This window comes from Pseudomonas fluorescens, from assembly GCF_902497995.1.
GTDB lineage: Bacteria > Pseudomonadota > Gammaproteobacteria > Pseudomonadales > Pseudomonadaceae > Aquipseudomonas > Aquipseudomonas fluorescens_BK.
Map to the genome: position 1 here is coordinate 214,051 of NZ_CABVII010000006.1, position 20,715 is coordinate 234,765.

Consider the following 20,715-nt stretch of genomic DNA (forward strand, 5'->3'; position numbering starts at 1 on the left):
AACGCCCCAGGAGAAAACAATATGACTCTGCGTAAATTCGCAGGGCTAGGAGCCCTGTTGTCCCTCGTAATGCCCAGCCTGGTCATGGCGGCAGACGAAGTGGCGGCCCCAGTCCTCAATTCGGGTGACACTGCCTGGATGCTGACCTCGACAGCCCTCGTGCTGTTCATGACCATTCCCGGCCTCGCGCTGTTCTACGGCGGCATGGTCCGGTCGAAAAACATTCTTTCCGTGATGATGCAGTGCTTCGCCATTACCGGTCTGATCAGCGTCCTGTGGGTCATTTATGGCTACAGCATCGCGTTCGACACCACCGGCATGGAGCAGGGCGTCGTCAACTTCAACTCGTTCTTCGGCGGCATGGGCAAGGCATTCCTTGCCGGTGTCACGCCTTCGAGCCTGACCGGTCCTGCGGCACTGTTCCCTGAGGCCGTGTTCATCACCTTCCAGATGACCTTCGCCATCATCACCCCTGCGCTGATCGTCGGTGCCTTCGCCGAGCGGATGAAGTTCTCCGCCATGCTGATCTTCATGGGCATCTGGTTCACCCTGGTGTATGCACCGATCGCGCACATGGTCTGGTCCGGCAACGGCGGCCTGATGTGGGACTGGGGCGTGCTCGACTTCGCGGGCGGTACCGTGGTGCACATCAACGCCGGTGTGGCCGGTCTGATCTGCTGCCTGGTACTGGGCAAGCGCAAAGGCTTCCCGACCACCCCGATGGCGCCGCATAACCTCGGTTATACGCTGATGGGCGCTGCGATGCTGTGGGTCGGCTGGTTCGGCTTCAACGCCGGTTCCGCTGCGGCGGCCAACGGCACTGCCGGCATGGCGATGCTGGTCACCCAGATCGCAACCGCCGCTGCGGCACTGGGCTGGATGTTCGCCGAGTGGGTCACCCACGGCAAACCAAGCGCACTGGGCATCGCCTCGGGTGTGGTAGCGGGTCTGGTCGCGATTACTCCGGCCGCAGGCACCGTGGGCCCGATGGGCGCGCTGGTGATCGGTCTGGCAGCGGGCGTGGTGTGCTTCTTCTGCGCCACCACCCTGAAACGCAAACTGGGCTATGACGATTCCCTGGACGCCTTCGGCGTGCACGGCATCGGCGGTATCCTCGGCGCGATCCTGACCGGTGTATTCGCCGCTCCGGCCCTGGGTGGTTTCGGCACCGTTACCGATATTGGTGCACAGGTCTGGATCCAGCTCAAGGGCGTGGGTTTCACCGTGATCTACACCGCGATCGTCACCTTCATCATCCTCAAGGTCCTGGACGCCGTCATGGGTCTGCGTATCACCGAAGAAGAAGAGGCAGTCGGCATCGACCTGGCACTTCACAACGAGCGCGGCTACAACTTGTAAGAACGCGCATAAAAATGTGCCCGGCTTGCCGGGCATTTTTTTGTCTGGAGTTTGTCAGTGAAGCAACTGCTGAAAGGTTTTTTCGTACCCGTTCAGTGGCGTTTCCCGAGGGCGTTTTTGTGCGGCCAATGGCTTACATGATTGAAGGAATATTAGGGCCTTTGTTTTTTCCCAGAGCGCGCTAGAATGCGCCCCGAACGTGCGGAGAACTGTATGTGGCAACAGACTCTGATTACCTTGCGGGCGAGGCCCCGGGGCTTTCATCTGGTAACGGACGAGTTACTCGCCGGCCTGCCTGAAATCAAGGCATGTCGGGTCGGTCTGTTGCATTTGTGGCTACAGCATACCTCGGCGTCGTTGACCATCAACGAGAACGCCGATCCGGCGGTACGTCGCGACTTCGAACGATTTTTCAATCGTCTGATCCCACAAGGAACGGACGGCTATGAGCATAACGACGAAGGCCTGGACGACCTCCCGGCGCACTTCAAGGCCAGCGTGCTTGGCTGTCAGCTCAGTTTGCCGATTCAGGCAGGCCGATTGGCGCTGGGGACCTGGCAAGGCGTTTATCTGGGCGAGCACCGTGATCATGGCGGTGCTCGTAAAGTCCTCGCCACCGTGCACGGTGAAGAGGCATAAGCCGTTGGTCATCAACGGCGGTTGAATTTTTCCGGCAGCCATCGACAGACGGCGAAGCTGGGCTATAACTAATCTGCTTTTCGCAAGTCATGAGGTAGAACATGAGCGACGATGATCTGGAAAACGACGACCTCGAAGTAGGCGACGACGACGAAACCGAAGAAGGCCTTGAAGCGGCGGCAGAAGACGTCGCTGAAGACGACGGCGGTGATACGCCCGTTCCGACTGCCAAAGGCAAGGCCAAGGCTGCGGTGTCGGTCGATGAGCTGCCGAGCGTCGAAGCCAAGAACAAGGAACGCGATGCCCTGGCCAAGGCCATGGAGGAGTTTCTGGCGCGGGGCGGCAAGGTGCAGGAAGTGGAGGCCAATGTGGTCGCCGATCCTCCCAAGAAGCCTGACAACAAGTACGGCAGCCGGCCTATCTGAGCCTTTGCCCTTGCTTGCTGGAAAAGCCCGCCGTCGCTGCGGGCTTTTTCATGGGCGAAGATTAAAGAGGCCGAAAAGCTTCGCGGGCAAGCCTCGCTCCTACAGGATTTTCGTTGTGCGCGATATTTGCGAAAATCCTGTAGGAGCGAGGCTTGCCCGCGAAGGCGATCTCGAAGACGCTACGAAACCGAGTTCCAGCGCGCCAGCAACGCCGGCAAATCGCGCAGGCTACGAATCTCCGCGTCCGGCAAACGATCCGCTTCCCAGGCTTTGCCCGTCGGGTTAAACCAGATCGCCCGTAACCCCGCCTGCTGGGCACCGGCAATGTCATCCCCAGGATGATCACCGATATGCACCGCGGTCTCAGCCGTTGCCCCGCCACGCTGCAACGCCTCATGAAACAGTCGCGCGTCGGGTTTGGCGATGCCGATGTCTTCAGCGCACAAAGCAAACTTGAAGTAATCCGCCAGTCCTAATCGGCGCACATCGGCGTTGCCATTGGTGACCACGCCCAAGGCGTAGTGCTTGGCCAAAGTCTCCAGTGTCGGTTCGACTTCAGGGAAAACTTCGATCTGATGCCGTGCATGCAAAAACACTTCAAAGCCCTCGTCAGCCAGATCCGACGCCTGGCCATGGTCGTAGCCGGCTTCTTCCAGCGCGTGGAACAGCACCCGCCGACGCAGGGCGCTGATGCGGTGCTTGAGGCTCGGTTCGCTGCTCAGAATCCGTTCGCGAATCGTCCACAAATGCTCCACCGGCAGCGCACCCAGATGGGGGGCGTGCTCGGTCAGCCATTCACGCAATACGGCTTCGGCACTGACGATCACCGGGGCGGTGTCCCACAGGGTGTCGTCGAGGTCGAAGGTGATCAATTGGATGGTCATGAATCATCGCCTTTAATGCGTTTGGCCCGTGGGTGGGCGCTGTCGTAAACCGTGGCCAGGTGCTGGAAATCCAGGTGGGTGTAGATCTGGGTGGTCTTGATGTCCGAGTGGCCGAGCAGCTCTTGTACCGCTCGCAGATCCTGTGAGGATTCCAGCAAATGGCTGGCAAAGGAATGCCGCAACATGTGCGGGTGCAGGTTCTGTCCCAGCTCGCGTTCGCCAGCGGCCTTGACCCGCACCTGAATCGCCCGGGGGCCGAGGCGGCGACCTTGCTGGCTGACAAACACCGCATCGTCCGTCGGGTTGGTCATCGCCCGCAATGGCAGCCACTGCTCCAGCGCTTCGCGCGCTTTCTTGCCGATGGGCAACAGCCGCGTCTTGCTGCCCTTGCCGAGCACCTGGACCATCCCGTCCGCCAGGTCCAGCTGATCGAGATTGAGCCCGGTCAGCTCCGAAAGGCGCAATCCAGAGGAATAGAACAACTCCAGAATCGCCTGGTCACGACGCGCCAGAAAGTCATCTTCCACCGCGCCTTCCAGCAATTGCAGCGCGCGGTCGGTATCGAGGGTTTTCGGCAGGCGGCGTTCGCCCTTGGGCGGTGCCAGACCGTTGGCCGGATCGTGGTCACAAAGACCTTCTCGGTTCAGATAGTGATACAGCCCGCGCACTGCCGAGAGTAGCCGCGCCAGGCTGCGGGAAGATTGGCCTTGGGCGTGCAAGCGAGCGATCAGGCTGCGCAGGCGCTGGATGTCCAGGGCGGCCCAACTGTCGATGTTCTGTTTGACGCACCAGCCCAGCACTTTGTCGAGGTCGCGGCGGTAGGCGTACAGCGTGTGGGGCGACACCTGGCGCTCACTGCGCAGGTGTTCGCAGTAAGCGTCCAGTTGCCGTTCCACGATCAGCGTACCGTGCGCAGGGAGCTGTTGACCCGTGGCAGCACGCGCCCCATGACTTCGGCGATGTAGCTGAGGAACAGCGTGCCCACCGAACTCTTGTAGTGTTGCGGATCGCGGCTGGCGATGGCCAGTACGCCATGGATGCCTTGATGGTTGATGGCAACCACGGCGGTGGAGCCGATCTGCTTGCGCTGTTCTTCGCCGAACAGGAAGTCCAGTTCGTGCTCACGCAGGCTGCCGCTGACGCTTTTGTTTTCCGAGAGCAAGCCGCCAATGGCCGTTTGCGCGTCGGCATGGGTCACCCAGCGGCCGACCGGCATCGGGTTGTCACCCAGCAGGATCAGGCTGACAAAGGGCACCTGGAAGTCCTGGCGCAGGCTGTCTTCGACGCTGATCACCACGTCTTCCAGGCTGGTGGCATCCATCAGCGCGAGAATCAGGCGGCGGGTCTTGTCGAAGAGGCGGTCGTTGTCGCGAGCCACGTCCATCAAATGCGAGAGGCGATGACGCAACTCGATGTTGCGGTCGCGCAGGATGGTCATCTGGCGTTCGACCAGGGACACGGTGTCGCCGCGCTGGTGCGGAATGCGCAAGGCAGGGAGCAATTCTTCGTGCTCGACGAAGAAATCCGGATGAGCCTCCAGGTACGCGGCAATCGCCGCCGCCTCAAGGCTTTCGGAAGGGGATTCGTCGGGCTGTAGGGCGGGAACCTGAGGCTTATCTTTCATGGATTTGACTCTCTCAAAGACGCACTTGTCCTTCATAAACGCGCACTGCCGGGCCGGTCATCATTACCGGTTGGCCTGGGCCTGCCCATTCAATGGACAGACGCCCGCCAGGCAGGTCGATCAATAGGGGCGAATCCATCCACCCCTGGCTGATCGCGGCCACTGCGGCAGCACAGGCGCCGGTTCCGCAAGCCTGGGTTTCCCCGGCCCCACGTTCCCAGACGCGCAACTGCGCACGATTGCGGTCGATGACCTGGAGAAAACCGACATTGACCCGCGACGGAAAGCGCGGATGGTGTTCGATTTTCGGCCCCAGTTCATGCACCGGTGCGTTGTTGATGTCGCTGACCCGCAGCACGGCATGGGGATTGCCCATGGACACGGCGGCCAATTCGATCGCCGTACCCTCGACGTCAACCCGATAATTCAGGGCCTGTTCCGGCGCGTCGAACGGAATGTCGGCCGGCACCAGGCGCGGCGCGCCCATGTTGACACTGATCTGGCCGTCGCTGCGAATATCCAGTTCGATGATGCCGCTTTTGGTCTCGACACGGATCTGCCGTTTCGCGGTCAGGCGCTTGTCGAGCACGAAGCGGGCGAAGCAGCGCGCACCGTTGCCGCACTGTTCCACTTCGGAGCCGTCGGAGTTGAAGATCCGATAACGGAAATCCACCTCCGGGTTGCTCGGTGCTTCGACGATCAGCAACTGGTCGAAACCGATGCCCGTGTGCCGATCGCCCCATTGCTTTGCATGTTTGGGCAAAATATGCGCGTGCTGGCTGACCAGGTCGAGGACCATGAAGTCATTGCCCAGGCCGTGCATCTTGGTAAAACGCAGCAGCATGGTTTTACTCCGGCAGCAGGCTTTCGCCAGCGAACAACTCGGCTACCGTCTCACGGCGACGCACTTCAAATGCCTGATCACCGTCCACCAACACTTCGGCGGCACGGCCGCGGGTGTTGTAGTTGGAACTCATGACAAACCCATAGGCGCCGGCCGAATGCACGGCCAGCAGGTCGCCTTCTTCCAGGGCCAGCTGACGATCCTTGGCCAGGAAGTCGCCGGTCTCGCAGATCGGCCCGACGATGTCGTAGGCGCGGGCCGCGGTATTGCGCGGGCGCACGGCGGTGACGTCCATCCAGGCCTGGTACAGCGCCGGGCGGATCAGGTCGTTCATGGCCGCGTCGACGATGGCGAAATCTTTGTGTTCGGTGTGCTTGAGGTACTCGACCTGGGTCAGCAGTACGCCGGCGTTGGCGACGACAAAACGGCCCGGCTCGAACACCAGCGCCAGGTCACGACCGTCGAGACGTTCGCGCACGGCTTTGATGTAGTCGGCAGCCAAGGGCGGCTCCTCATCGCGATAACGCACGCCCAGACCACCACCGAGATCGATGTGATGCAGGTAGATCCCGCACTCGCCGAGGCGGTCGACCAGGCCCAGCAGGCGGTCGAGGGCATCGATAAAGGGCGGCAGGGTGGTCAGTTGCGAGCCGATGTGGCAATCGACGCCGACCACTTCCAGGTTGGGCAGCTGCGCGGCGCGGATGTACACATCTTCGGCGTCGGCGATGGCGATGCCGAACTTGTTCTCTTTAAGACCGGTGGAGATGTACGGATGCGTGCCGGCATCGACGTCCGGGTTCACACGCAGCGAGATCGGTGCGCGCACGCCCAGCTCGGCGGCGACAACCTGCAGGCGCTCCAGCTCGTCGGTGGATTCGACGTTGAAGCAATGCACGCCGACTTCCAGGGCGCGACGCATGTCGTCACGGGTCTTGCCGACGCCGGAGAACACGATCTTGTCGGCGCTGCCGCCAGCAGCCAATACGCGCTCCAGCTCGCCACGGGAGACGATGTCGAAACCGGCGCCCAGACGCGCCAGGACATTCAGTACACCCAGGTTGGAGTTGGCCTTGACCGCAAAACACACCAGGTGCGGCATGCCGGCCAGCGCATCGGCGAACGCCAGGTACTGGGCTTCGATGTGTGCGCGAGAGTAGACGTAAGTCGGTGTGCCAAAGCGTTCGGCGATGGCGGACAGGGCAACACCTTCCGCGAACAGCTCACCGTCACGGTAGTTAAAAGCGTTCATGATGTTCCCTTATTGGTAGACGTCGTGCTTGTGTGCTTTAGACGCAGGCTGCTGTTGCGATGACTTGGCCTGCTCGACAGGATCCTGGTTCTCATCAGGCAGGTACAGCGGGCCTTTTTGACCGCAGGCCGACACAAGGCAGGCGACCGCGGCGAGCGCAGCAAGGGAAGAGATCAGGCGCTTCATGGCGAAATCCTTGAAAATGCATTAATTGCGCCGGAGTATACCGGCCACCCGGCAGCTTGCCTATGCGACGGGGCTCCCGTCTGGCGGGGCTTGGGCTGCTGCCTGCCAGCCAGGTGAAATCCCCTGTGGGAGCGGGCTTGCTCGCGAAGGTGGAGTGTCAGTCGACATTGATGCTGCCTGACACGCCGCCTTCGCGAGCAAGCCCGCTCCCACAGGGAACGTGTTTGATGTACCTATATTGGCTGTTGATCGTTATCCTTTGCATTCGCCGTGGCTCGCCCGTATCTTGCGGCGCTTGAGCGTGAGTAGACACTTTTTCGAGGTTGCCGCAATGAGTTTGACCGAAGCCCGTTTCCACGATCTGGTCGATGCCACCCAGCAATCGTTGGAGGATATTTTTGACGAGAGTGACCTGGATATCGATCTGGAAAGTTCGGCCGGTGTGCTGACCGTCAAGTTCGAAAACGGCACGGCGCTGATCTTCAGCCGCCAGGAGCCGTTGCGTCAGCTGTGGCTGGCGGCAGTGTCCGGTGGCTTCCACTTCGACTATGACGAAGAAAGCGAACGCTGGATGTGCGACAAGAGCGAAGAGCAATTGGGCGAAATGCTCGAGCGCATCGTCAAGCTGCAGGCTGACGTCGAACTCGATTTCGAAGGCCTGTGAGACCGTGACCCAGCCTGCGCTCGTTCGTCCGCCCAAGCCGCTCTACAGCAATGTCAGCCCGGCGGTGCCTTCGCCGTGCAGCGGTGTATGTCGGCTGGATGAGCAGAAGGTCTGCCTCGGGTGTTTTCGCCACGTCGAAGACATCCGCGAATGGCGCTCGGCGGATGACGAGCGCCGGCGGGTTATCTGCGCCCAGGCTGCCCAGCGCAAATCCTGCGCCTGACGCATAACCATGTGGGAGCGGGCTTGCTCGCGAATGCGGTGTGACAGGCAAAATTGATGTCGACTGATACACCGCATTCGCGAGCAAGCCCGCTCCCACAGGGTTGCTACTTCGCCCGCCTGCAATTTCCTCTGTCGGGGCCGTGGTCGCCGCTCACTTGTATATTTATTGAGCTGTGGTAGTGTCCGGGTACGCCTCAACCCATCGAGGCTCGTGAAAACCCCGCCTTTTTCTGGCGGGGTTTTGCTTTTTTCGTGCAGAAGAAAGGAGTCTGCCCTGATCATGACCGCACCTTCCATCACCCTTACCCGTCTGGACGTACAACGTCTGGAGCGCCTGATCGACAGCCTGGATGACACGCTGCCGGGCGTTATCGCGCTGCAAACCGAACTGGATCGCGCCGATACCCTGGTCGGTCACGATGAAGTGCCCGCCGATGTCGTGACCATGAATTCCCGTGTGCATTGCCGTGAAGAGAGCAGCGGCAAGGATTACCACCTGACGCTGGTTTACCCCAAGGATGCCAATGCCGACGAAGGCAAGATTTCCATTCTGGCGCCGGTAGGCAGCGCATTGCTCGGCCTCAAGGTTGGCCAGCATATCGATTGGCCGGCTCCGGGCGGCAAGACCCTCAAGCTGACCCTGCTGGAAGTCGAATCACAGCCTGCCAATGGCGGCGCCTTCCCGGAATGACATGCCCCTCAGATCTGCTCGAGCGCTTCGTTCAATGCGCGCTCCAGATCGGCCTTGTAGCGCAAATACAGATTGCTTGAATGCTGACCATCACCGAGCAGGCCGGACAGGTCCAGGTCGGTGATGTAGCAACGGTAGCGCGCGGTCTCGCGACGCTGCCCGACGATTTCCCTGACGACCACGCTGAACAGCTGGTCGCCATGTTCCAGCTCTGAATACTCCCGCTGATTGCAATACAACGTGACCTGCACCTGCCCCGGTGCGGTTTTGCCGACGATCGCCTGCACGTCGTAGAACGGTTCGTTGGCCGGGGTTTGCGGCGCCGGCCGGGCTTCGACCCGACGGGCCCGCACGGGGCCCGAAGGCAGTAGCTGGAAATACAAGGTGTCCCGGCTCAGGGGCTGGGCCGCGTCCATCGGCAGCAAGGCGTCGCGCCGGAATTGGATCGATTGCAGGAATCTGTGCAACGGCACTAGCAGGCTTTGCTCATCGCGGTAGGGCACACGTTGGTGCCACAGGGCATTGAATTCATCCAGTACGTACAGATGGGCGTGGAACTCGCTGGTCCGGTAGAACACCTGAACGCATTCGGGCTGCCCCATCGGCAATACCAGCGCCAGATCCTGGTCTTCAAGTGCCATCGGGTCCAGGTGCAACGGGCTGTAGCTGGCGAGGTCTGCGCCCAGGTATTCGACCAGCGCCGGCAGCGAGGCGAGGACGACGTGGTTGACATGGCCGGGCACCAGTTCCAGCACGTGGAAATGCTGCTGGACCTGAATCAGGTAGCGCTGATTGAGTTCGCTCAGCAGCAGGTTCTGCGCGGTGTCGATAATTTCTTCGACCCGCCGGGCGATGAATTGCGCACGGTTGTGGCAGAAGCAATGAACCCGCAGCCTGGGCTGTGGCAGCCCCTTCGGCAGGTTGTTGAGGTAATCACGTACGCAGGCGAGCAAGGCGTGGGGGCCATCAAAACGGCTGATCAGTACCTCGTTCCAGCTGTTGAGCGTGACCTGGTCCAGGGTCAGCACCAGGTTTTCCCGAACCCCGGCATAACTCAGGGAATCGGTACGCTCGGTGGTCATCAGGATATTCAGGTCGCGGTGGTGCTTGAGCGGATCGATGCCGACGTTTACCAGGATCAGCACTTCGTTCGGCACACTCGCGCGCAATAGCGGTTCTTCGGCGACGGGCGCCAGGGGCAGGGCGATGCTCTGTTGCAGGCAGCCGAGCAGGTTGAACAGTTCGAATTCGCTCAGGTCGCTGCTGCCGGGATGCAAGGCCAGGCGGGTGCTGCTGTCGATGACGCCATTGCGGTGGCACCAGGTCAGCAGTTCCAGCAGTTGGCGGCTGCGCTTGATCGGCGCGAAATGCTCCCACTCATGGGCGGTCAGGCTGCCGTTATACAAACCCCATTGAGTTTGTCCGGACTCTTTCTTGTCCGGCGCCTGCACCAGGGTCAGGGTGTCTTCGGCCAGGTCCGGGGCGATGCCCGGGTTGATGAACTCGACCTTGTTCGCCTTGCGCTCGAAGGCCGCATACAGCCGTCGACCCAGCACGTTGAGCTCGCGTTTGTTGATCAGGCTGACGGTGTGTTCATGGCGGGCGAACCGGGTCAGGAAGCGGTAGCTGTAAGTGAGCTCATTGACCAAGGCTCGGCGCTCAGCGCCGACTTGACGAACCTTCCACTGGCTGCGGCTATCGAGCAGGGCCAACTGGCGCTGATCCCAGTGCCATTCGTGGGCCAGGCGCTCAAGCAGCGAACGTTGCCAGCTCCCGCTGCGACTGCTGCTGCCGGTAAGCTTGCGATTCACCTTCAAATACAGCGCGCGCCGCACCAGCTCCAGCCGTTCCGGCTCGTCACGGGCGCTGAGGTATTCCTCGAGGCGTCGGTAAAGCATGACGTAGGGATCCAGCTCATCGAGGTCGAGCTGGTTGGCGAATACGGCGTGTTTGAAGCGCAGGCTGAGGCACTGGACTTGGGGGTGTTCGCTGGCATAGACCTCGGTCAGCAGTAGCTTGAGCACCGACTTGTACGGCGATTCGATGCCCTTGAATAACTGCCACAGCCCGGCGCCGATGAATTCGCCGGGCGGAATGTACGCCAGGGGCCCCAGGTCCAGGGTTTCGTCGGCTCGAATGAAGCGTTTGGACAGCAATGCGTGGGTGTAGCGTTCGTAGGCGACCTCTTCGTAAACCGGTACCAGCCACCAGATGGGCGTGCGTCCGGCCAACCAGATCGCGGTGCGGTAGAACTCGTCCAGCAGCAGATAGTGCTGGGTGCTGCCGCAGTCTTCCGAGCTCAGTTGATTGTCGCGCTCGCCGAGCACGAAGCGGGCCGGGTCGATCAGGAAAAAATGCGCCTCGGCGCCTTGGCTGATGGCCCAGGTTTCGAGCAGTTGGCACTTTTTACGCAGCTCGGTCAGTTCGCTTTCGCTCAAATCCGGTGCGTGACAGACCCATACGTCCATGTCGCTCTGATCGGCCTGGGCCAGGGTACCGAGGCTGCCCATCAGGAACAGGCCGTGAATCGGTCGGGGCGGATTGCTGCCGTGGCGCGGTTTATAGGAAAACGAGCGGGTGAGGCGCTGGGCTTCGGCGAGGACGTTGGCGTCCGGGTCGTAGTTCGACAATCCGGCCGGCGTGCTGCCCGAAACGTAACCTGGCAGCAGCGGATGATTGACGTGAAAAAACAGCGGCAGCAGGGTCAGCACGCCTTGCTGGCGGGTTGAAAGCCCTCCCATGGCGCGCGCCATGCGGCCCTCATTGAGCTTCAGGAACCGTGCACGCAGTTGGCTCAGAACCTTACGGTCGATGCCTTCTTCCAGGTCGGGGCGGATTTCATGGGTGCGGGTCATGTCAGCTCAAACCGGCTCGATTGGCCCGGACGTGGAAGGCCTCAGGATGAGGGGCAGTTTAGCGCCTCGGCCCCGGGACTTTTAAGCTGATTTTTTTTGTTTTCCTGGCGTCAGATTTCTATCGTTGAGCGCGGCAGGTAGCCGGCAGGTAGCCATGCCGGTAAGCAGGTGTGCCCGCGGAAATCCCGTAACAGGGGTTTCCGTGGGCGACGCGGTGAAACTCAGGCTGTTTCCTGGACGCTCAGAATAGTCAGAACGGTTTGTATATTTTGCGCGGCATCACGGCCCAGGCTGGTCAGGTATCCGCCATCGGGCTGGTCGATCAGGTCTTTCTCGTACAGGCGTTGGGCGGCGGCAATGGCTTTCGGGGCAGCGGTCTGATGAATTTTCAAACCTTCCTGGGAACTGTCCAGGTTGAAGAGTGCGAGGATTTCCAGTTCGGCAACCAACTCAGGGGTAAGCGACATAAGGACTCCAGACTTTCTAGGAATTGGACGACAAGCGCCCCTAAGGTGAGCCCACTCGTGCCGCATGTCCAGTGCTCGCGACAGGGTTTTTTCAACTCGGCCGGCATTTCCCGATTGGGGGGCTGTAGGAGCGAGGCTTGCCCGCGAAGGCTTCACCGCGGTATGCCTGAGGAACCGCGTTATCGTTCTTCGCGGGCAAGCCTCGCTCCTACGGTCGGGGGGCGGGGGTTACTTCTTTTCCGGTGGCAGCTCTGGAAGAGCACGCAGCGCTGTTTCGTACCATTCGGTGTTGAACGCGCGGTCTTCTTCGAGGATCGCATCGATTTCCACCGCCAGGACATGGGCCATCAGATTGAGGATTTCCTCACGCTCGTAACCCACCAGGGTCAGCTTGTTGAAGGTCGCCTTGGCGGCCGGTGGATTGTCGCTTTCGATCTGGTTTTCGATGGCTTCGATCAGGGTGTTTTCGGCGAACTCTTCGTCGTCGATATCAATATCGTTTTGCTCGCTCATGGCAGGCTCCTCAAGGAAAGACCGCCAGTTTACCTGCATTCAGCGCTGTGATGCTGCTGGCAAGAAGCGCCCGGGCGTTCTATAACTGGCGTTGCCAACCCCTTGCACGGCCTGGAGGCTATGTGATGCTCAAGCTTTATGGATTTTGTGTCAGCAACTACTACAACATGGTCAAGCTGGCGTTGCTGGAGAAGGGATTGCCGTTTGAAGAGGTGCCGTTTTATGCCGGTCAAAGCCCCGAAGCGCTGACGATCAGTCCGCGCGCAAAGGTTCCGGTGCTGCGGGACGAGCAAGGTTTTATCAATGAAACCAGCGTGATTCTGGAATACATCGAGCAGAGCCAGAAAGGCACGCCGCTGCTGCCGAGCGATCCTTTCGAGCGGGCGCAGATTCTGGCGCTGGCCAAGGAAATCGAGCTGTACATCGAATTGCCGGGGCGTGCCTGCTATGGCGAAGCGTTCTTTGGCATGACCGTGCCGGACGCGATCAAGGACAAGACCAAAGCCGAGTTGCTGCTGGGCTTTGCCTCGCTGGCCAGGCACGGCAAATTCGCCCCGTACGTGGCAGGTGACAGCCTGAGCATTGCGGATTTGTATTTCCTGTACAGCGTGCCGTTGGCCTGTGCGGTGGGGAAGAAGCTGTTCGATATCGATCTGCTGGCTGAGATGCCGGCGGCCAAGGCGTTGCTGGAGCGGCTGGAGCAGAATCCGAACGTGCAGCGGATCGCGGCGGACAAGGAAGCGGCGATGCCAGCGTTTATGGCGATGGTTGCGTCCAAGAGGTAGGTTTTTAGCGTTTTTGAAATCGCTTTCGCGAGCAAGCCCGCTCCCACATTGGACCGTGTTGTTCACAGATTTTGTGTACGACACAGATCAAATGTGGGAGCGGGCTTGCTCGCGAAGCTTTTAGCTTTTAGCGGCTGGCGAGCAATGCGTGACCGCGCGCCACTGCCTTCGTGACCTGCGCCGGCGCAGTCCCGCCGATATGGTCGCGGGCGTTCACCGAGCCTTCCAGGGTCAACACGGCGAACACGTCCTGATCGATCTGGTCACTGAACTTGCGCAGCTCCTGCAGGCTCATTTCCGCCAGGTCCTTGCCGCTTTCCACGCCGTACTTCACCGCATGGCCAACGATTTCGTGGCAGTCACGGAACGGCAGGCCACGACGCACCAGGTAGTCGGCCAGGTCGGTGGCGGTGGAGAACCCGCGCAGGGCCGCTTCGCGCATCATCGCGTGCTTGGGTTTGATCGCCGGGATCATATCGGCAAAGGCCCGCAGCGAATCGCGCAGCGTGTCGGCGGCGTCGAACAGCGGTTCCTTGTCTTCCTGGTTGTCCTTGTTGTAGGCCAGAGGCTGGCCTTTCATCAGGGTCAGCAGGCCCATCAGCGCGCCGAACACGCGGCCGGTCTTGCCACGCACCAGCTCGGGTACGTCCGGGTTTTTCTTTTGCGGCATGATCGAGCTGCCGGTGCAGAAACGGTCCGGCAGATCGATGAACTGGAACTGGGCGCTGGTCCACAGCACCAGTTCTTCGGAGAAACGCGACAAGTGCATCATCGCGATGCTCGCCGCGGAGCAGAATTCGATGGCGAAGTCACGATCGGACACGTTGTCCAGCGAGTTGCCGCCGACGGCATCAAAGCCCAGCAGTTGGGCGGTGTATTCGCGATCGATCGGGTAGGTGGTGCCGGCCAGCGCGGCGCTGCCCAATGGCATGCGGTTGGTGCGCTTGCGGCAGTCGACCAGGCGCTCGTAGTCGCGGCTGAGCATTTCGAACCAGGCCAGCATGTGGTGCCCGAAGGTCACGGGCTGCGCGGTCTGCAGGTGAGTGAAACCGGGCATGATGCTGCCGGCTTCGCGCTCGGCCTGTTCCAGCAAGCCGGTTTGCAGGCGGGTGATTTCGGCAAGGATCAGGTCAATCTCGTCGCGCAGCCACAGACGGATATCGGTAGCGACCTGGTCGTTGCGGCTGCGACCGGTGTGCAGCTTTTTACCGGTCACGCCGATGCGGTCGGTCAGGCGCGCCTCGATGTTCATGTGCACGTCTTCGAGGTCGATGCGCCAGTCGAACTGGCCGGCCTCGATTTCACCCTGGATCGTCTTCAGGCCATCGGTGATGCTGTCGCGCTCGGCATCGGTCAGCACGCCGACCTTGGCCAGCATGGTGGCGTGGGCGATCGAACCCATGATGTCGTGGCGATACAGGCGCTGGTCGAAGGTGACGGAGGCGGTGAAGCGGGCGACGAAGGCGTCGACGGGTTCACTGAAGCGGCCGCCCCAGGACTGATTGGTCTTGTCAGTGCTCATGAATTCGCTCGTATCGGCTGAAGAAAGATGGCGTTGAAAGCTGTCGCGGATAATAACAGGGTTGCCAATCCTGTCGCTGACACTGGTCGACAGGTTTTTTTCTTGAAGCGTCAGTCCATACTTGAAACAAGCCACACGTAAATTGCGCAACGATATTTTTCAATTGAGCAATATCGTCCCGACAAACGTCTACAGTTGGACAGTAGGATCAGCGCACTTCCGGGCGCTGCAGCTGACCATAAAAAGAGGGGTATTCATATTGTGTATCAGAAAACCCTGTGGCGATGCCTCGCCAGTGCGGGCCCGGGCCGCCAAACGCACGCCAGATGAAAATTTAGCCGTCCGACCGGCGGCACTTTTTGGCTCTCGCGCTAGTCTTAGCGTGGATCGCGGTGACGGACGTCACTTCACCTGTCTACGCTATCCTTGTGCGAGACTCACGCAGGAATACAGCGCAATATGAATGTCCTGATCGTTGATGACGAACCCCTGGCCCGCGAGCGCCTGAGCCGAATGGTCGGCGAACTCGAGGGATACAGTGTCCTGGAGCCCAGCGCCACGAACGGCGAAGAGGCGTTGGCACTGATCGACAGCCACAAACCGGATATCGTGTTGCTCGATATCCGCCTGCCGGGCCTCGATGGCCTGCAAGTGGCTGCACGATTGTGCGAACGCGAAACCCCGCCCGCCGTGGTGTTTTGCACAGGGCCCGATGAATTTGCCGTGGAAGCCTTACAGGCAAGCGCCGTAGGCTATCTGGTGAAACCTGTGCGTACAGAACAGTTACATGAAGCGTTAAAGAAAGCCGAACGCCCCAATCGTGTCCAGCTCGCCGCCCTGACCCGCCCGGCTGCCGAGAGTGGCAGCGGCCCTCGCAGTCATATCAGCGCCCGTACCCGCAAAGGTATCGAACTGATCCCGTTGGGTCAGGTGGTCTACTTTATTGCTGATCATAAATACGTGACCTTGCGGCATGAAGGCGGCGAGGTGCTGCTGGATGAGCCACTCAAGGCCCTCGAAGATGAGTTCGGCGATCGTTTCGTGCGCATCCACCGCAATGCGCTGGTCGCCCGTGAGCGTATCGAACGCCTGCAACGCACGCCTCTGGGACATTTCCAGCTGTTCCTCAAAGGCTTGAACGGTGACGCGCTGATCGTCAGCCGCCGCCATGTGGCGGGCGTTCGCAAAATGATGCAACAGCTTTAATTCGCCGGTCCCAGGCGAATTTCACACCCGATTACCGGACATCCAGGGCCAGGGAGGGCAGGCATTATCCGATACAAGTCAAAGTGGATTTGGCTGAGCTGTTATTATCCGCCGTATCTATTCAGTACGGATTGATTGATCCATGTCCTCTCGCGAAATCCGCATCGCCACCCGCAAAAGTGCTCTCGCCCTGTGGCAGGCCGAATACGTCAAAGCCCGTCTGGAAGAGGCTCATCCCGGACTGCTCGTGACCTTGGTTCCCATGGTCAGTCGTGGCGATAAACTGCTCGACTCGCCCTTGTCGAAAATCGGCGGCAAGGGCCTGTTCGTCAAGGAGCTGGAAACCGCGCTGCTGGAAAACGAAGCCGACATCGCCGTGCACTCCATGAAGGACGTGCCGATGGACTTCCCCGAAGGCCTCGGTCTGTTCTGCATCTGCGAACGCGAAGACCCGCGCGATGCATTCGTCTCCAATACTTACGCGAGCCTGGATGAGTTGCCCCAAGGCAGCATTGTCGGTACCTCCAGCCTGCGCCGCCAGGCCCAGTTGCTGACCCGTCGCCCGGACCTGGAAATCCGCTTCCTGCGCGGCAATGTCAACACCCGGCTGGCCAAGCTCGATGCCGGCGAATACGACGCCATCATCCTGGCTGCCGCCGGCCTGATTCGTCTCGGCTTTGAAGATCGCATCACCTGCGCCATCAGCGTCGACGACAGTCTGCCGGCCGGTGGCCAGGGCGCAGTGGGCATCGAATGCCGCAGCGTCGACAGCGACATCCACGCCTTGCTGGCGCCGCTGCACCATCAGGACACTGCCACCCGCGTCACCGCCGAACGTGCCCTCAACAAGCACCTCAATGGCGGCTGCCAGGTGCCGATCGCCTGTTACGCCATCCTTGAAGGCGAGCAGATCTGGTTGCGTGGCCTGGTGGGCGATCCGAGCGGCGGCCTGCTGCTCAGTGCGCAAGCCCGTGCGCCACGCAGCGATGCCGAAGCCTTGGGCGTGCAAGTGGCCGAAGACCTGCTGAACCAGGGCGCCAACGACATCCTGAAAGCGGTCTACGGCGAGGCAGGTCACGAGTGACTGGCTGGCGCCTGTTACTGACACGTCCCTCGGAGGAGTCAGCGGCGCTGGGCAATGCTTTGGCGCAAGTGGGGATTTTCAGCAGCAGCTTGCCGCTTTTGGAGATCGATCCGATTCCTGTCTCTGACACAATGCGTGAGGTGATCCAGGGCCTGGAGCGCTATTGCGCGGTGATCGTGGTCAGCAAGCCGGCCGCCAGAATGGCTGTGGACCTGCTCGAGCAGTATTGGCCGCAACCTCCTTGCCTGCAGTGGTTCAGCGTGGGCGCGGCGACCGCGCAGATCTTCGAGGCTCACGGGGTGGGCGTCAGCTTCCCGGTCGAGGGCGATGACAGCGAAGCCTTGCTTGAACTTCCCAGGCTGCGCGAGGCTATCGCACGGGCCGATCCACGGGTGCTGATCATGCGCGGGGAGGGTGGGCGCGAGCTGCTGGCTGAGCGTTTGCGTGAGCTAGGTGCTAGTGTCGAGTACCTGGAGTTGTACCGGCGAAAACTGCCGCATTATCCGCCAGCGGCGCTGCCTGGGCGGATCCGGGCGGAACGCTTGAACGGGCTGGTGGTCAGCAGTGGACAGGGTTTTGAGCACCTGCGGCAGTTGGCCGGCGATACCTGGCCGCAATTGGCGCGGTTGCCGTTGTTTGTTCCAAGCCCCAGGGTTGCCGAGCTGGCACGTGCCGCCGGGGCCGAAAAAGTTGTGGATTGTCGTGGCGCCAGTGCCGCGGCTTTGGTAACGGCGTTGCGGGAGCATCCCGAACCCGTTCTCTAATGCAAAGGATGGATACGTGAGCGAAACAGCCTTGCCTAAAGATGATATCCGGCCAGTGCTTGATGCACCGGTTGAAACGCCTCCACCTGCTGACGTGCAGCGCCGAGGCAATGGGCTGGCCATTGTCGCGCTGCTGCTGGGCGCCGCCGGTGTTGCCGTGGGGGGATGGGGCGTCTGGCAGGTGCGTCACCTGCAAGCCAATAACCAGCAGCAACTGAATCAGGTGCAGGCGTTGAACGATCAGGCGCAGAGCCTGAAGCTCAATGAGCAACGCCTGACTGCGCGCCTCGAACAACTCCCCGCCGCCGACGAGCTTGAAGCACGCAGTCGTCTGGTGGTCCAACTCCAGGGCGATCAGCAACGCCTGAACCAGCGACTGGAAACCGTCCTCGGCGCCAGCCGCAAGGATTGGCGCCTGGCCGAAGCCGAGCATTTGTTGCGTCTGGCCAGCCTGCGGCTTTCCGCGTTGCAGGACATCAGCAGCGCCCAGGCCCTGGTGCAGGGTGCCGATGAAATCCTGCGCGAACAGAACGATCCGGGTTCCTTTGCCGCTCGCGAGCAGGTAGCCAAAACCCTGGTGGCGTTGCGCAGCACGGAACAACCGGACCGCACCGGGCTGTTCCTGCGCCTGGGGGCACTGCGCGATCAGGTGATCAGCCTCACCGAACTGGCGCCCGAGTACAAGGATCGTGGCGAATCCTTGCTGGGCCTGACCGCCGATGGCGATGGCGCCAGTCGCTGGGCGCAATGGTGGGATCAGATCTCGCGCTACATCCGCATCGATTTCAATGCCGACAAAAATGTGCGTCCGTTGCTGGCAGGGCAAAGCCTGAGCCAGGTGCGCCTGGCCCTGAGCCTGGCCCTGGAGCAGGCGCAGTGGGCCGCACTCAATGGCCAGGCCGCCGTTTACACCCAGGCGATGGCCGAGGCGCGGGACGTGCTCAAGGGCAACTTCAACCCGGACAACCCTCAGAGCAAAGTCATGCTTGAGCAGGTGGGTGAGTTGAGCAAGCAGCCGGTGAGCGTGGTCACACCGGATCTGACCGGTACGCTGAGCGCGGTCCAGGGTTATCTGGAGCGGCGTAATGTCAACGCCGAGGATTCGGTCAAGCCGATGGCCAAACCTGCCGCGCGCATCGAGCCGGAGACTACGCCATGAAACGCCTCTATGTGATCGTGTTCCTGGTCATCGCCGCTGCCGCCGCACTGGGGCTGGCGATTGCCGAGCATTCCGGCTACGTGCTGATCGCCTACAAGAGCTTTCGCTACGAATCGAGCCTGTGGGCGACGCTGGCCCTGGTCGCTGTGCTCTGGCTGGTATTCTGGGGGATCAAGGCATTGATCGAATTGGTGATGACCTCCAGCGGCGTGGTCAATCCCTGGTCGCGGCGCAATCGCAGTCGCCGGGTGCAAGTGGCGATCGAACACGGTCAGCTGGACCTGGCCGAGGGTCGCTGGGTCAGTGCACAACGTCATCTGCATCGGGCCGCCGAAGCCGAGCGCCAACCGCTGCTTTACTACCTTGGCGCTGCCCGCGCCGCGAACGAACAAGGTCACTATGAGGAATGCGACAAGCTGCTGGAGCGCGCCCTCGAACGACAGCCTCAGGCCGAGCTGGCAATCGCCTTGAGTCACGCTCAATTACAGACTGATCGCGGCGACACCGACGGCGCCCTGGTGACTCTGGAGGCCATGCACGAGCGTCATCCGCATAACGTCCAGACCTTGCGCCAGTTGCAGCGCCTGCATCAACAGCGCGGCGACTGGTCGGCGCTGATTCGCCTGCTGCCGGAACTGCGCAAGGACAAAGTCCTGCCCCCGGCCGAACTGGCTGAACTTGAACGCCGGGCCTGGGGGGAAAACCTGTCCCTGGCCGCGCATCGGGAAGAGGACGGAACGGTAGGATTGCAATCGCTCAACCGTGCCTGGCAGCAGCTCACCTCTGCTCAGCGTCAGCAGCCGCAACTGGTACTCGCCTATGCCGAGCAACTGCGGCAACTGGGGGCCCAGGTCGAAGCCGAAGAAGTCCTGCGCACGGCGCTCAAGCGTCAGTACGACAGTCATCTGGCGCGTCTGTACGGGCTGGTTCGCGGCAGTGATCCAGCGCGTCAACTGCACACCGCGGAAAGCTGGCTCAAGGATCATCCCGCCGACCCGAGCCTGCTGTTGACCCTGGGGCGCTTGTGTCTGCAAAGCAGTCTGTGGGGCAAGGCCCGGGACTATCTGGAGAGCAGCCTGCGCGTGCAGCGCAACCCGGAGGCTTGCGCGGAACTGGCGCGATTGCTGGCGCAACTGGGCGACACCAAGCGCAGCAACCAGCTGTTCCAGGAGGGCTTGGGCATGTTGGATGAGCGCCTGCTGGCGGCGCCGTTGCCGGTACCGGCCCACGCTTGATGCGTTCCGGGACCTGTAGGAGCTGGCTTGTCGGATCGCCGCACCGCAGCGAAGAGGCCATCACCTCCTACATTGATGTTACCTGACACGCCGTCTTCGCCAGCAAGCCGGCTCCTACCATCGTGCAGCGATGACTGACAGAAAACCTGTGGTGGGTGAACTCGCCACAGGCAAAATCCATATCGCAGAGTGTGCCTTTGGTGAGCGAATTTTTACCTTTTAGTCCGCCAGCGGAATAATCCTACAAAGGACTACACCTGATCCTCTCGCTTCTGTCGGGAATTCCCTACACATCTGCTGAACTGTCCCTGCCGGCCTGCCTTGAAAGGCTA

At 61.1% G+C, this 20,715-nt stretch carries 22 protein-coding genes and 1 pseudogene; 13 read left to right on the forward strand and 10 right to left on the reverse strand.

Annotated elements, in window-relative coordinates:
- Positions 1-21 precede the first annotated feature (21 nt).
- From F8N80_RS09680 to sutA, 3 genes are all read left to right on the forward strand, one after another.
- Entirely contained in the window at positions 22-1,359 is a 1,338-nt protein-coding gene (locus tag F8N80_RS09680; RefSeq protein ID WP_150783762.1) for an ammonium transporter, read from the forward strand.
- Positions 1,360-1,572: 213 nt separating this feature from the next.
- Complete coding sequence (locus tag F8N80_RS09685) at positions 1,573-1,998, forward strand: secondary thiamine-phosphate synthase enzyme YjbQ (RefSeq protein WP_150748693.1); 426 nt, start codon at positions 1,573-1,575, stop codon at positions 1,996-1,998.
- A gap of 101 nt (positions 1,999-2,099) precedes the next feature.
- Positions 2,100-2,423: a transcriptional regulator SutA gene (gene sutA / locus F8N80_RS09690; RefSeq protein ID WP_090178135.1), complete on the forward strand. Its 324-nt coding sequence runs from the start codon at positions 2,100-2,102 to the stop codon at positions 2,421-2,423.
- A gap of 179 nt (positions 2,424-2,602) precedes the next feature.
- Here the strand turns inward: sutA and F8N80_RS09695 are convergent, their stop codons facing one another.
- Genes F8N80_RS09695 through lptM form a run of 6 tightly spaced genes read right to left on the reverse strand, consistent with a single transcriptional unit; the run spans position 2,603 to position 7,213 of the window.
- A complete protein-coding gene (locus F8N80_RS09695) occupies positions 2,603-3,307 on the reverse strand; it encodes an HAD family hydrolase (RefSeq protein WP_150748694.1) in 705 nt (234 codons plus the stop codon).
- Complete coding sequence (xerC, locus tag F8N80_RS09700) at positions 3,304-4,203, reverse strand: tyrosine recombinase XerC (protein ID WP_150748695.1); 900 nt, start codon at positions 4,201-4,203, stop codon at positions 3,304-3,306. The genes F8N80_RS09695 and xerC overlap by 4 nt, the downstream gene beginning before the upstream one ends.
- A 2-nt stretch (positions 4,204-4,205) precedes the next feature.
- A complete protein-coding gene (locus F8N80_RS09705) occupies positions 4,206-4,931 on the reverse strand; it encodes a DUF484 family protein (RefSeq protein WP_150783763.1) in 726 nt (241 codons plus the stop codon).
- A 13-nt stretch (positions 4,932-4,944) separates the two neighbouring features.
- A complete protein-coding gene (gene dapF, locus F8N80_RS09710) occupies positions 4,945-5,775 on the reverse strand; it encodes a diaminopimelate epimerase (RefSeq protein ID WP_150748697.1) in 831 nt (276 codons plus the stop codon).
- A 4-nt stretch (positions 5,776-5,779) separates the two neighbouring features.
- Complete coding sequence (gene lysA / locus F8N80_RS09715) at positions 5,780-7,027, reverse strand: diaminopimelate decarboxylase (protein WP_150748698.1); 1,248 nt, start codon at positions 7,025-7,027, stop codon at positions 5,780-5,782.
- 9 nt (positions 7,028-7,036) lie between these two features.
- On the reverse strand, positions 7,037-7,213 hold the full coding sequence (gene lptM, locus F8N80_RS09720; protein WP_150748699.1) for an LPS translocon maturation chaperone LptM: 177 nt from the start codon (positions 7,211-7,213) through the stop codon (positions 7,037-7,039).
- Positions 7,214-7,544: 331 nt separating this feature from the next.
- Between lptM and cyaY the strand changes: the two genes are divergently transcribed.
- From cyaY to rnk, 3 genes are all read left to right on the forward strand, one after another.
- Entirely contained in the window at positions 7,545-7,877 is a 333-nt protein-coding gene (gene cyaY, locus F8N80_RS09725) for an iron donor protein CyaY (protein ID WP_150748700.1), read from the forward strand.
- 4 nt (positions 7,878-7,881) lie between these two features.
- Positions 7,882-8,100: a DUF1289 domain-containing protein gene (locus F8N80_RS09730; protein WP_150783764.1), complete on the forward strand. Its 219-nt coding sequence runs from the start codon at positions 7,882-7,884 to the stop codon at positions 8,098-8,100.
- Positions 8,101-8,382: 282 nt separating this feature from the next.
- Entirely contained in the window at positions 8,383-8,793 is a 411-nt protein-coding gene (gene rnk, locus F8N80_RS09735; RefSeq protein ID WP_150748702.1) for a nucleoside diphosphate kinase regulator, read from the forward strand.
- A gap of 8 nt (positions 8,794-8,801) precedes the next feature.
- Here rnk and F8N80_RS09740 read toward each other — a convergent pair whose 3' ends face one another.
- From F8N80_RS09740 to F8N80_RS09755, 3 genes are all read right to left on the reverse strand, one after another.
- Positions 8,802-11,648, reverse strand: a complete 2,847-nt coding sequence (locus tag F8N80_RS09740; protein WP_150748703.1) for a class I adenylate cyclase — start codon at positions 11,646-11,648, stop codon at positions 8,802-8,804.
- A 221-nt stretch (positions 11,649-11,869) separates the two neighbouring features.
- A complete protein-coding gene (locus F8N80_RS09745; protein ID WP_150748704.1) occupies positions 11,870-12,115 on the reverse strand; it encodes a TIGR02647 family protein in 246 nt (81 codons plus the stop codon).
- A gap of 228 nt (positions 12,116-12,343) precedes the next feature.
- On the reverse strand, positions 12,344-12,628 hold the full coding sequence (locus F8N80_RS09755) for a hypothetical protein (RefSeq protein ID WP_150748705.1): 285 nt from the start codon (positions 12,626-12,628) through the stop codon (positions 12,344-12,346).
- 125 nt (positions 12,629-12,753) lie between these two features.
- Between F8N80_RS09755 and F8N80_RS09760 the strand changes: the two genes are divergently transcribed.
- On the forward strand, positions 12,754-13,413 hold the full coding sequence (locus F8N80_RS09760) for a glutathione S-transferase family protein (RefSeq protein ID WP_150783765.1): 660 nt from the start codon (positions 12,754-12,756) through the stop codon (positions 13,411-13,413).
- Positions 13,414-13,540: 127 nt separating this feature from the next.
- On the opposite strand, the gene argH is transcribed toward F8N80_RS09760, so the two are convergent.
- On the reverse strand, positions 13,541-14,935 hold the full coding sequence (argH, locus tag F8N80_RS09765; protein WP_150783766.1) for an argininosuccinate lyase: 1,395 nt from the start codon (positions 14,933-14,935) through the stop codon (positions 13,541-13,543).
- Positions 14,936-15,278: 343 nt separating this feature from the next.
- On the opposite strand from argH, the pseudogene F8N80_RS32140 reads away from it, so the two are divergent.
- The 6 genes and pseudogenes from F8N80_RS32140 to F8N80_RS09790 all read left to right on the forward strand — a co-directional run.
- A pseudogene (locus F8N80_RS32140) lies at positions 15,279-15,398 on the forward strand (sensor histidine kinase); the annotation flags it as partial.
- Positions 15,395-16,141, forward strand: coding sequence for a LytR/AlgR family response regulator transcription factor (locus tag F8N80_RS09770; RefSeq protein ID WP_150748708.1), 747 nt, complete (start codon positions 15,395-15,397; stop codon positions 16,139-16,141). The pseudogene F8N80_RS32140 and the gene F8N80_RS09770, both read left to right, overlap by 4 nt.
- A gap of 142 nt (positions 16,142-16,283) precedes the next feature.
- Entirely contained in the window at positions 16,284-17,225 is a 942-nt protein-coding gene (hemC, locus tag F8N80_RS09775; protein ID WP_150783767.1) for a hydroxymethylbilane synthase, read from the forward strand.
- The gene (locus tag F8N80_RS09780) at positions 17,222-17,989 is read left to right on the forward strand and encodes a uroporphyrinogen-III synthase (protein WP_150783768.1); all 768 of its coding nucleotides are present in this window, start codon (positions 17,222-17,224) and stop codon (positions 17,987-17,989) included. Before hemC ends, F8N80_RS09780 begins: the two co-directional genes overlap by 4 nt.
- Positions 17,990-18,005: 16 nt before the next feature.
- Complete coding sequence (locus F8N80_RS09785; RefSeq protein WP_150783769.1) at positions 18,006-19,148, forward strand: uroporphyrinogen-III C-methyltransferase; 1,143 nt, start codon at positions 18,006-18,008, stop codon at positions 19,146-19,148.
- Complete coding sequence (locus F8N80_RS09790; protein WP_150748712.1) at positions 19,145-20,383, forward strand: heme biosynthesis protein HemY; 1,239 nt, start codon at positions 19,145-19,147, stop codon at positions 20,381-20,383. The genes F8N80_RS09785 and F8N80_RS09790 overlap by 4 nt, the downstream gene beginning before the upstream one ends.
- The last annotated feature ends 332 nt before the right edge of the window (positions 20,384-20,715 follow it).

What these genes read in the sequence shown, in the direction of transcription:
- rnk (WP_150748702.1), top strand. Translation starts at nt 8,383, where the DNA reads ATGACCGCACCTTCCATCACCCTTACCCGTCTGGACGTACAACGTCTG.
- F8N80_RS09760 (WP_150783765.1), top strand. Translation starts at nt 12,754, where the DNA reads ATGCTCAAGCTTTATGGATTTTGTGTCAGCAACTACTACAACATGGTC.
- F8N80_RS09740 (WP_150748703.1), bottom strand. Translation starts at nt 11,648, where the DNA reads ATGACCCGCACCCATGAAATCCGCCCCGACCTGGAAGAAGGCATCGAC.
- dapF (WP_150748697.1), bottom strand. Translation starts at nt 5,775, where the DNA reads ATGCTGCTGCGTTTTACCAAGATGCACGGCCTGGGCAATGACTTCATG.
- hemC (WP_150783767.1), top strand. Translation starts at nt 16,284, where the DNA reads ATGTCCTCTCGCGAAATCCGCATCGCCACCCGCAAAAGTGCTCTCGCC.
- F8N80_RS09790 (WP_150748712.1), top strand. Translation starts at nt 19,145, where the DNA reads ATGAAACGCCTCTATGTGATCGTGTTCCTGGTCATCGCCGCTGCCGCC.
- cyaY (WP_150748700.1), top strand. Translation starts at nt 7,545, where the DNA reads ATGAGTTTGACCGAAGCCCGTTTCCACGATCTGGTCGATGCCACCCAG.
- sutA (WP_090178135.1), top strand. Translation starts at nt 2,100, where the DNA reads ATGAGCGACGATGATCTGGAAAACGACGACCTCGAAGTAGGCGACGAC.
- F8N80_RS09770 (WP_150748708.1), top strand. Translation starts at nt 15,395, where the DNA reads ATGAATGTCCTGATCGTTGATGACGAACCCCTGGCCCGCGAGCGCCTG.
- F8N80_RS09685 (WP_150748693.1), top strand. Translation starts at nt 1,573, where the DNA reads ATGTGGCAACAGACTCTGATTACCTTGCGGGCGAGGCCCCGGGGCTTT.
- F8N80_RS09695 (WP_150748694.1), bottom strand. Translation starts at nt 3,307, where the DNA reads ATGACCATCCAATTGATCACCTTCGACCTCGACGACACCCTGTGGGAC.
- argH (WP_150783766.1), bottom strand. Translation starts at nt 14,935, where the DNA reads ATGAGCACTGACAAGACCAATCAGTCCTGGGGCGGCCGCTTCAGTGAA.
- lptM (WP_150748699.1), bottom strand. Translation starts at nt 7,213, where the DNA reads ATGAAGCGCCTGATCTCTTCCCTTGCTGCGCTCGCCGCGGTCGCCTGC.
- F8N80_RS09680 (WP_150783762.1), top strand. Translation starts at nt 22, where the DNA reads ATGACTCTGCGTAAATTCGCAGGGCTAGGAGCCCTGTTGTCCCTCGTA.
- F8N80_RS09705 (WP_150783763.1), bottom strand. Translation starts at nt 4,931, where the DNA reads ATGAAAGATAAGCCTCAGGTTCCCGCCCTACAGCCCGACGAATCCCCT.
- F8N80_RS09755 (WP_150748705.1), bottom strand. Translation starts at nt 12,628, where the DNA reads ATGAGCGAGCAAAACGATATTGATATCGACGACGAAGAGTTCGCCGAA.
- lysA (WP_150748698.1), bottom strand. Translation starts at nt 7,027, where the DNA reads ATGAACGCTTTTAACTACCGTGACGGTGAGCTGTTCGCGGAAGGTGTT.
- F8N80_RS09745 (WP_150748704.1), bottom strand. Translation starts at nt 12,115, where the DNA reads ATGTCGCTTACCCCTGAGTTGGTTGCCGAACTGGAAATCCTCGCACTC.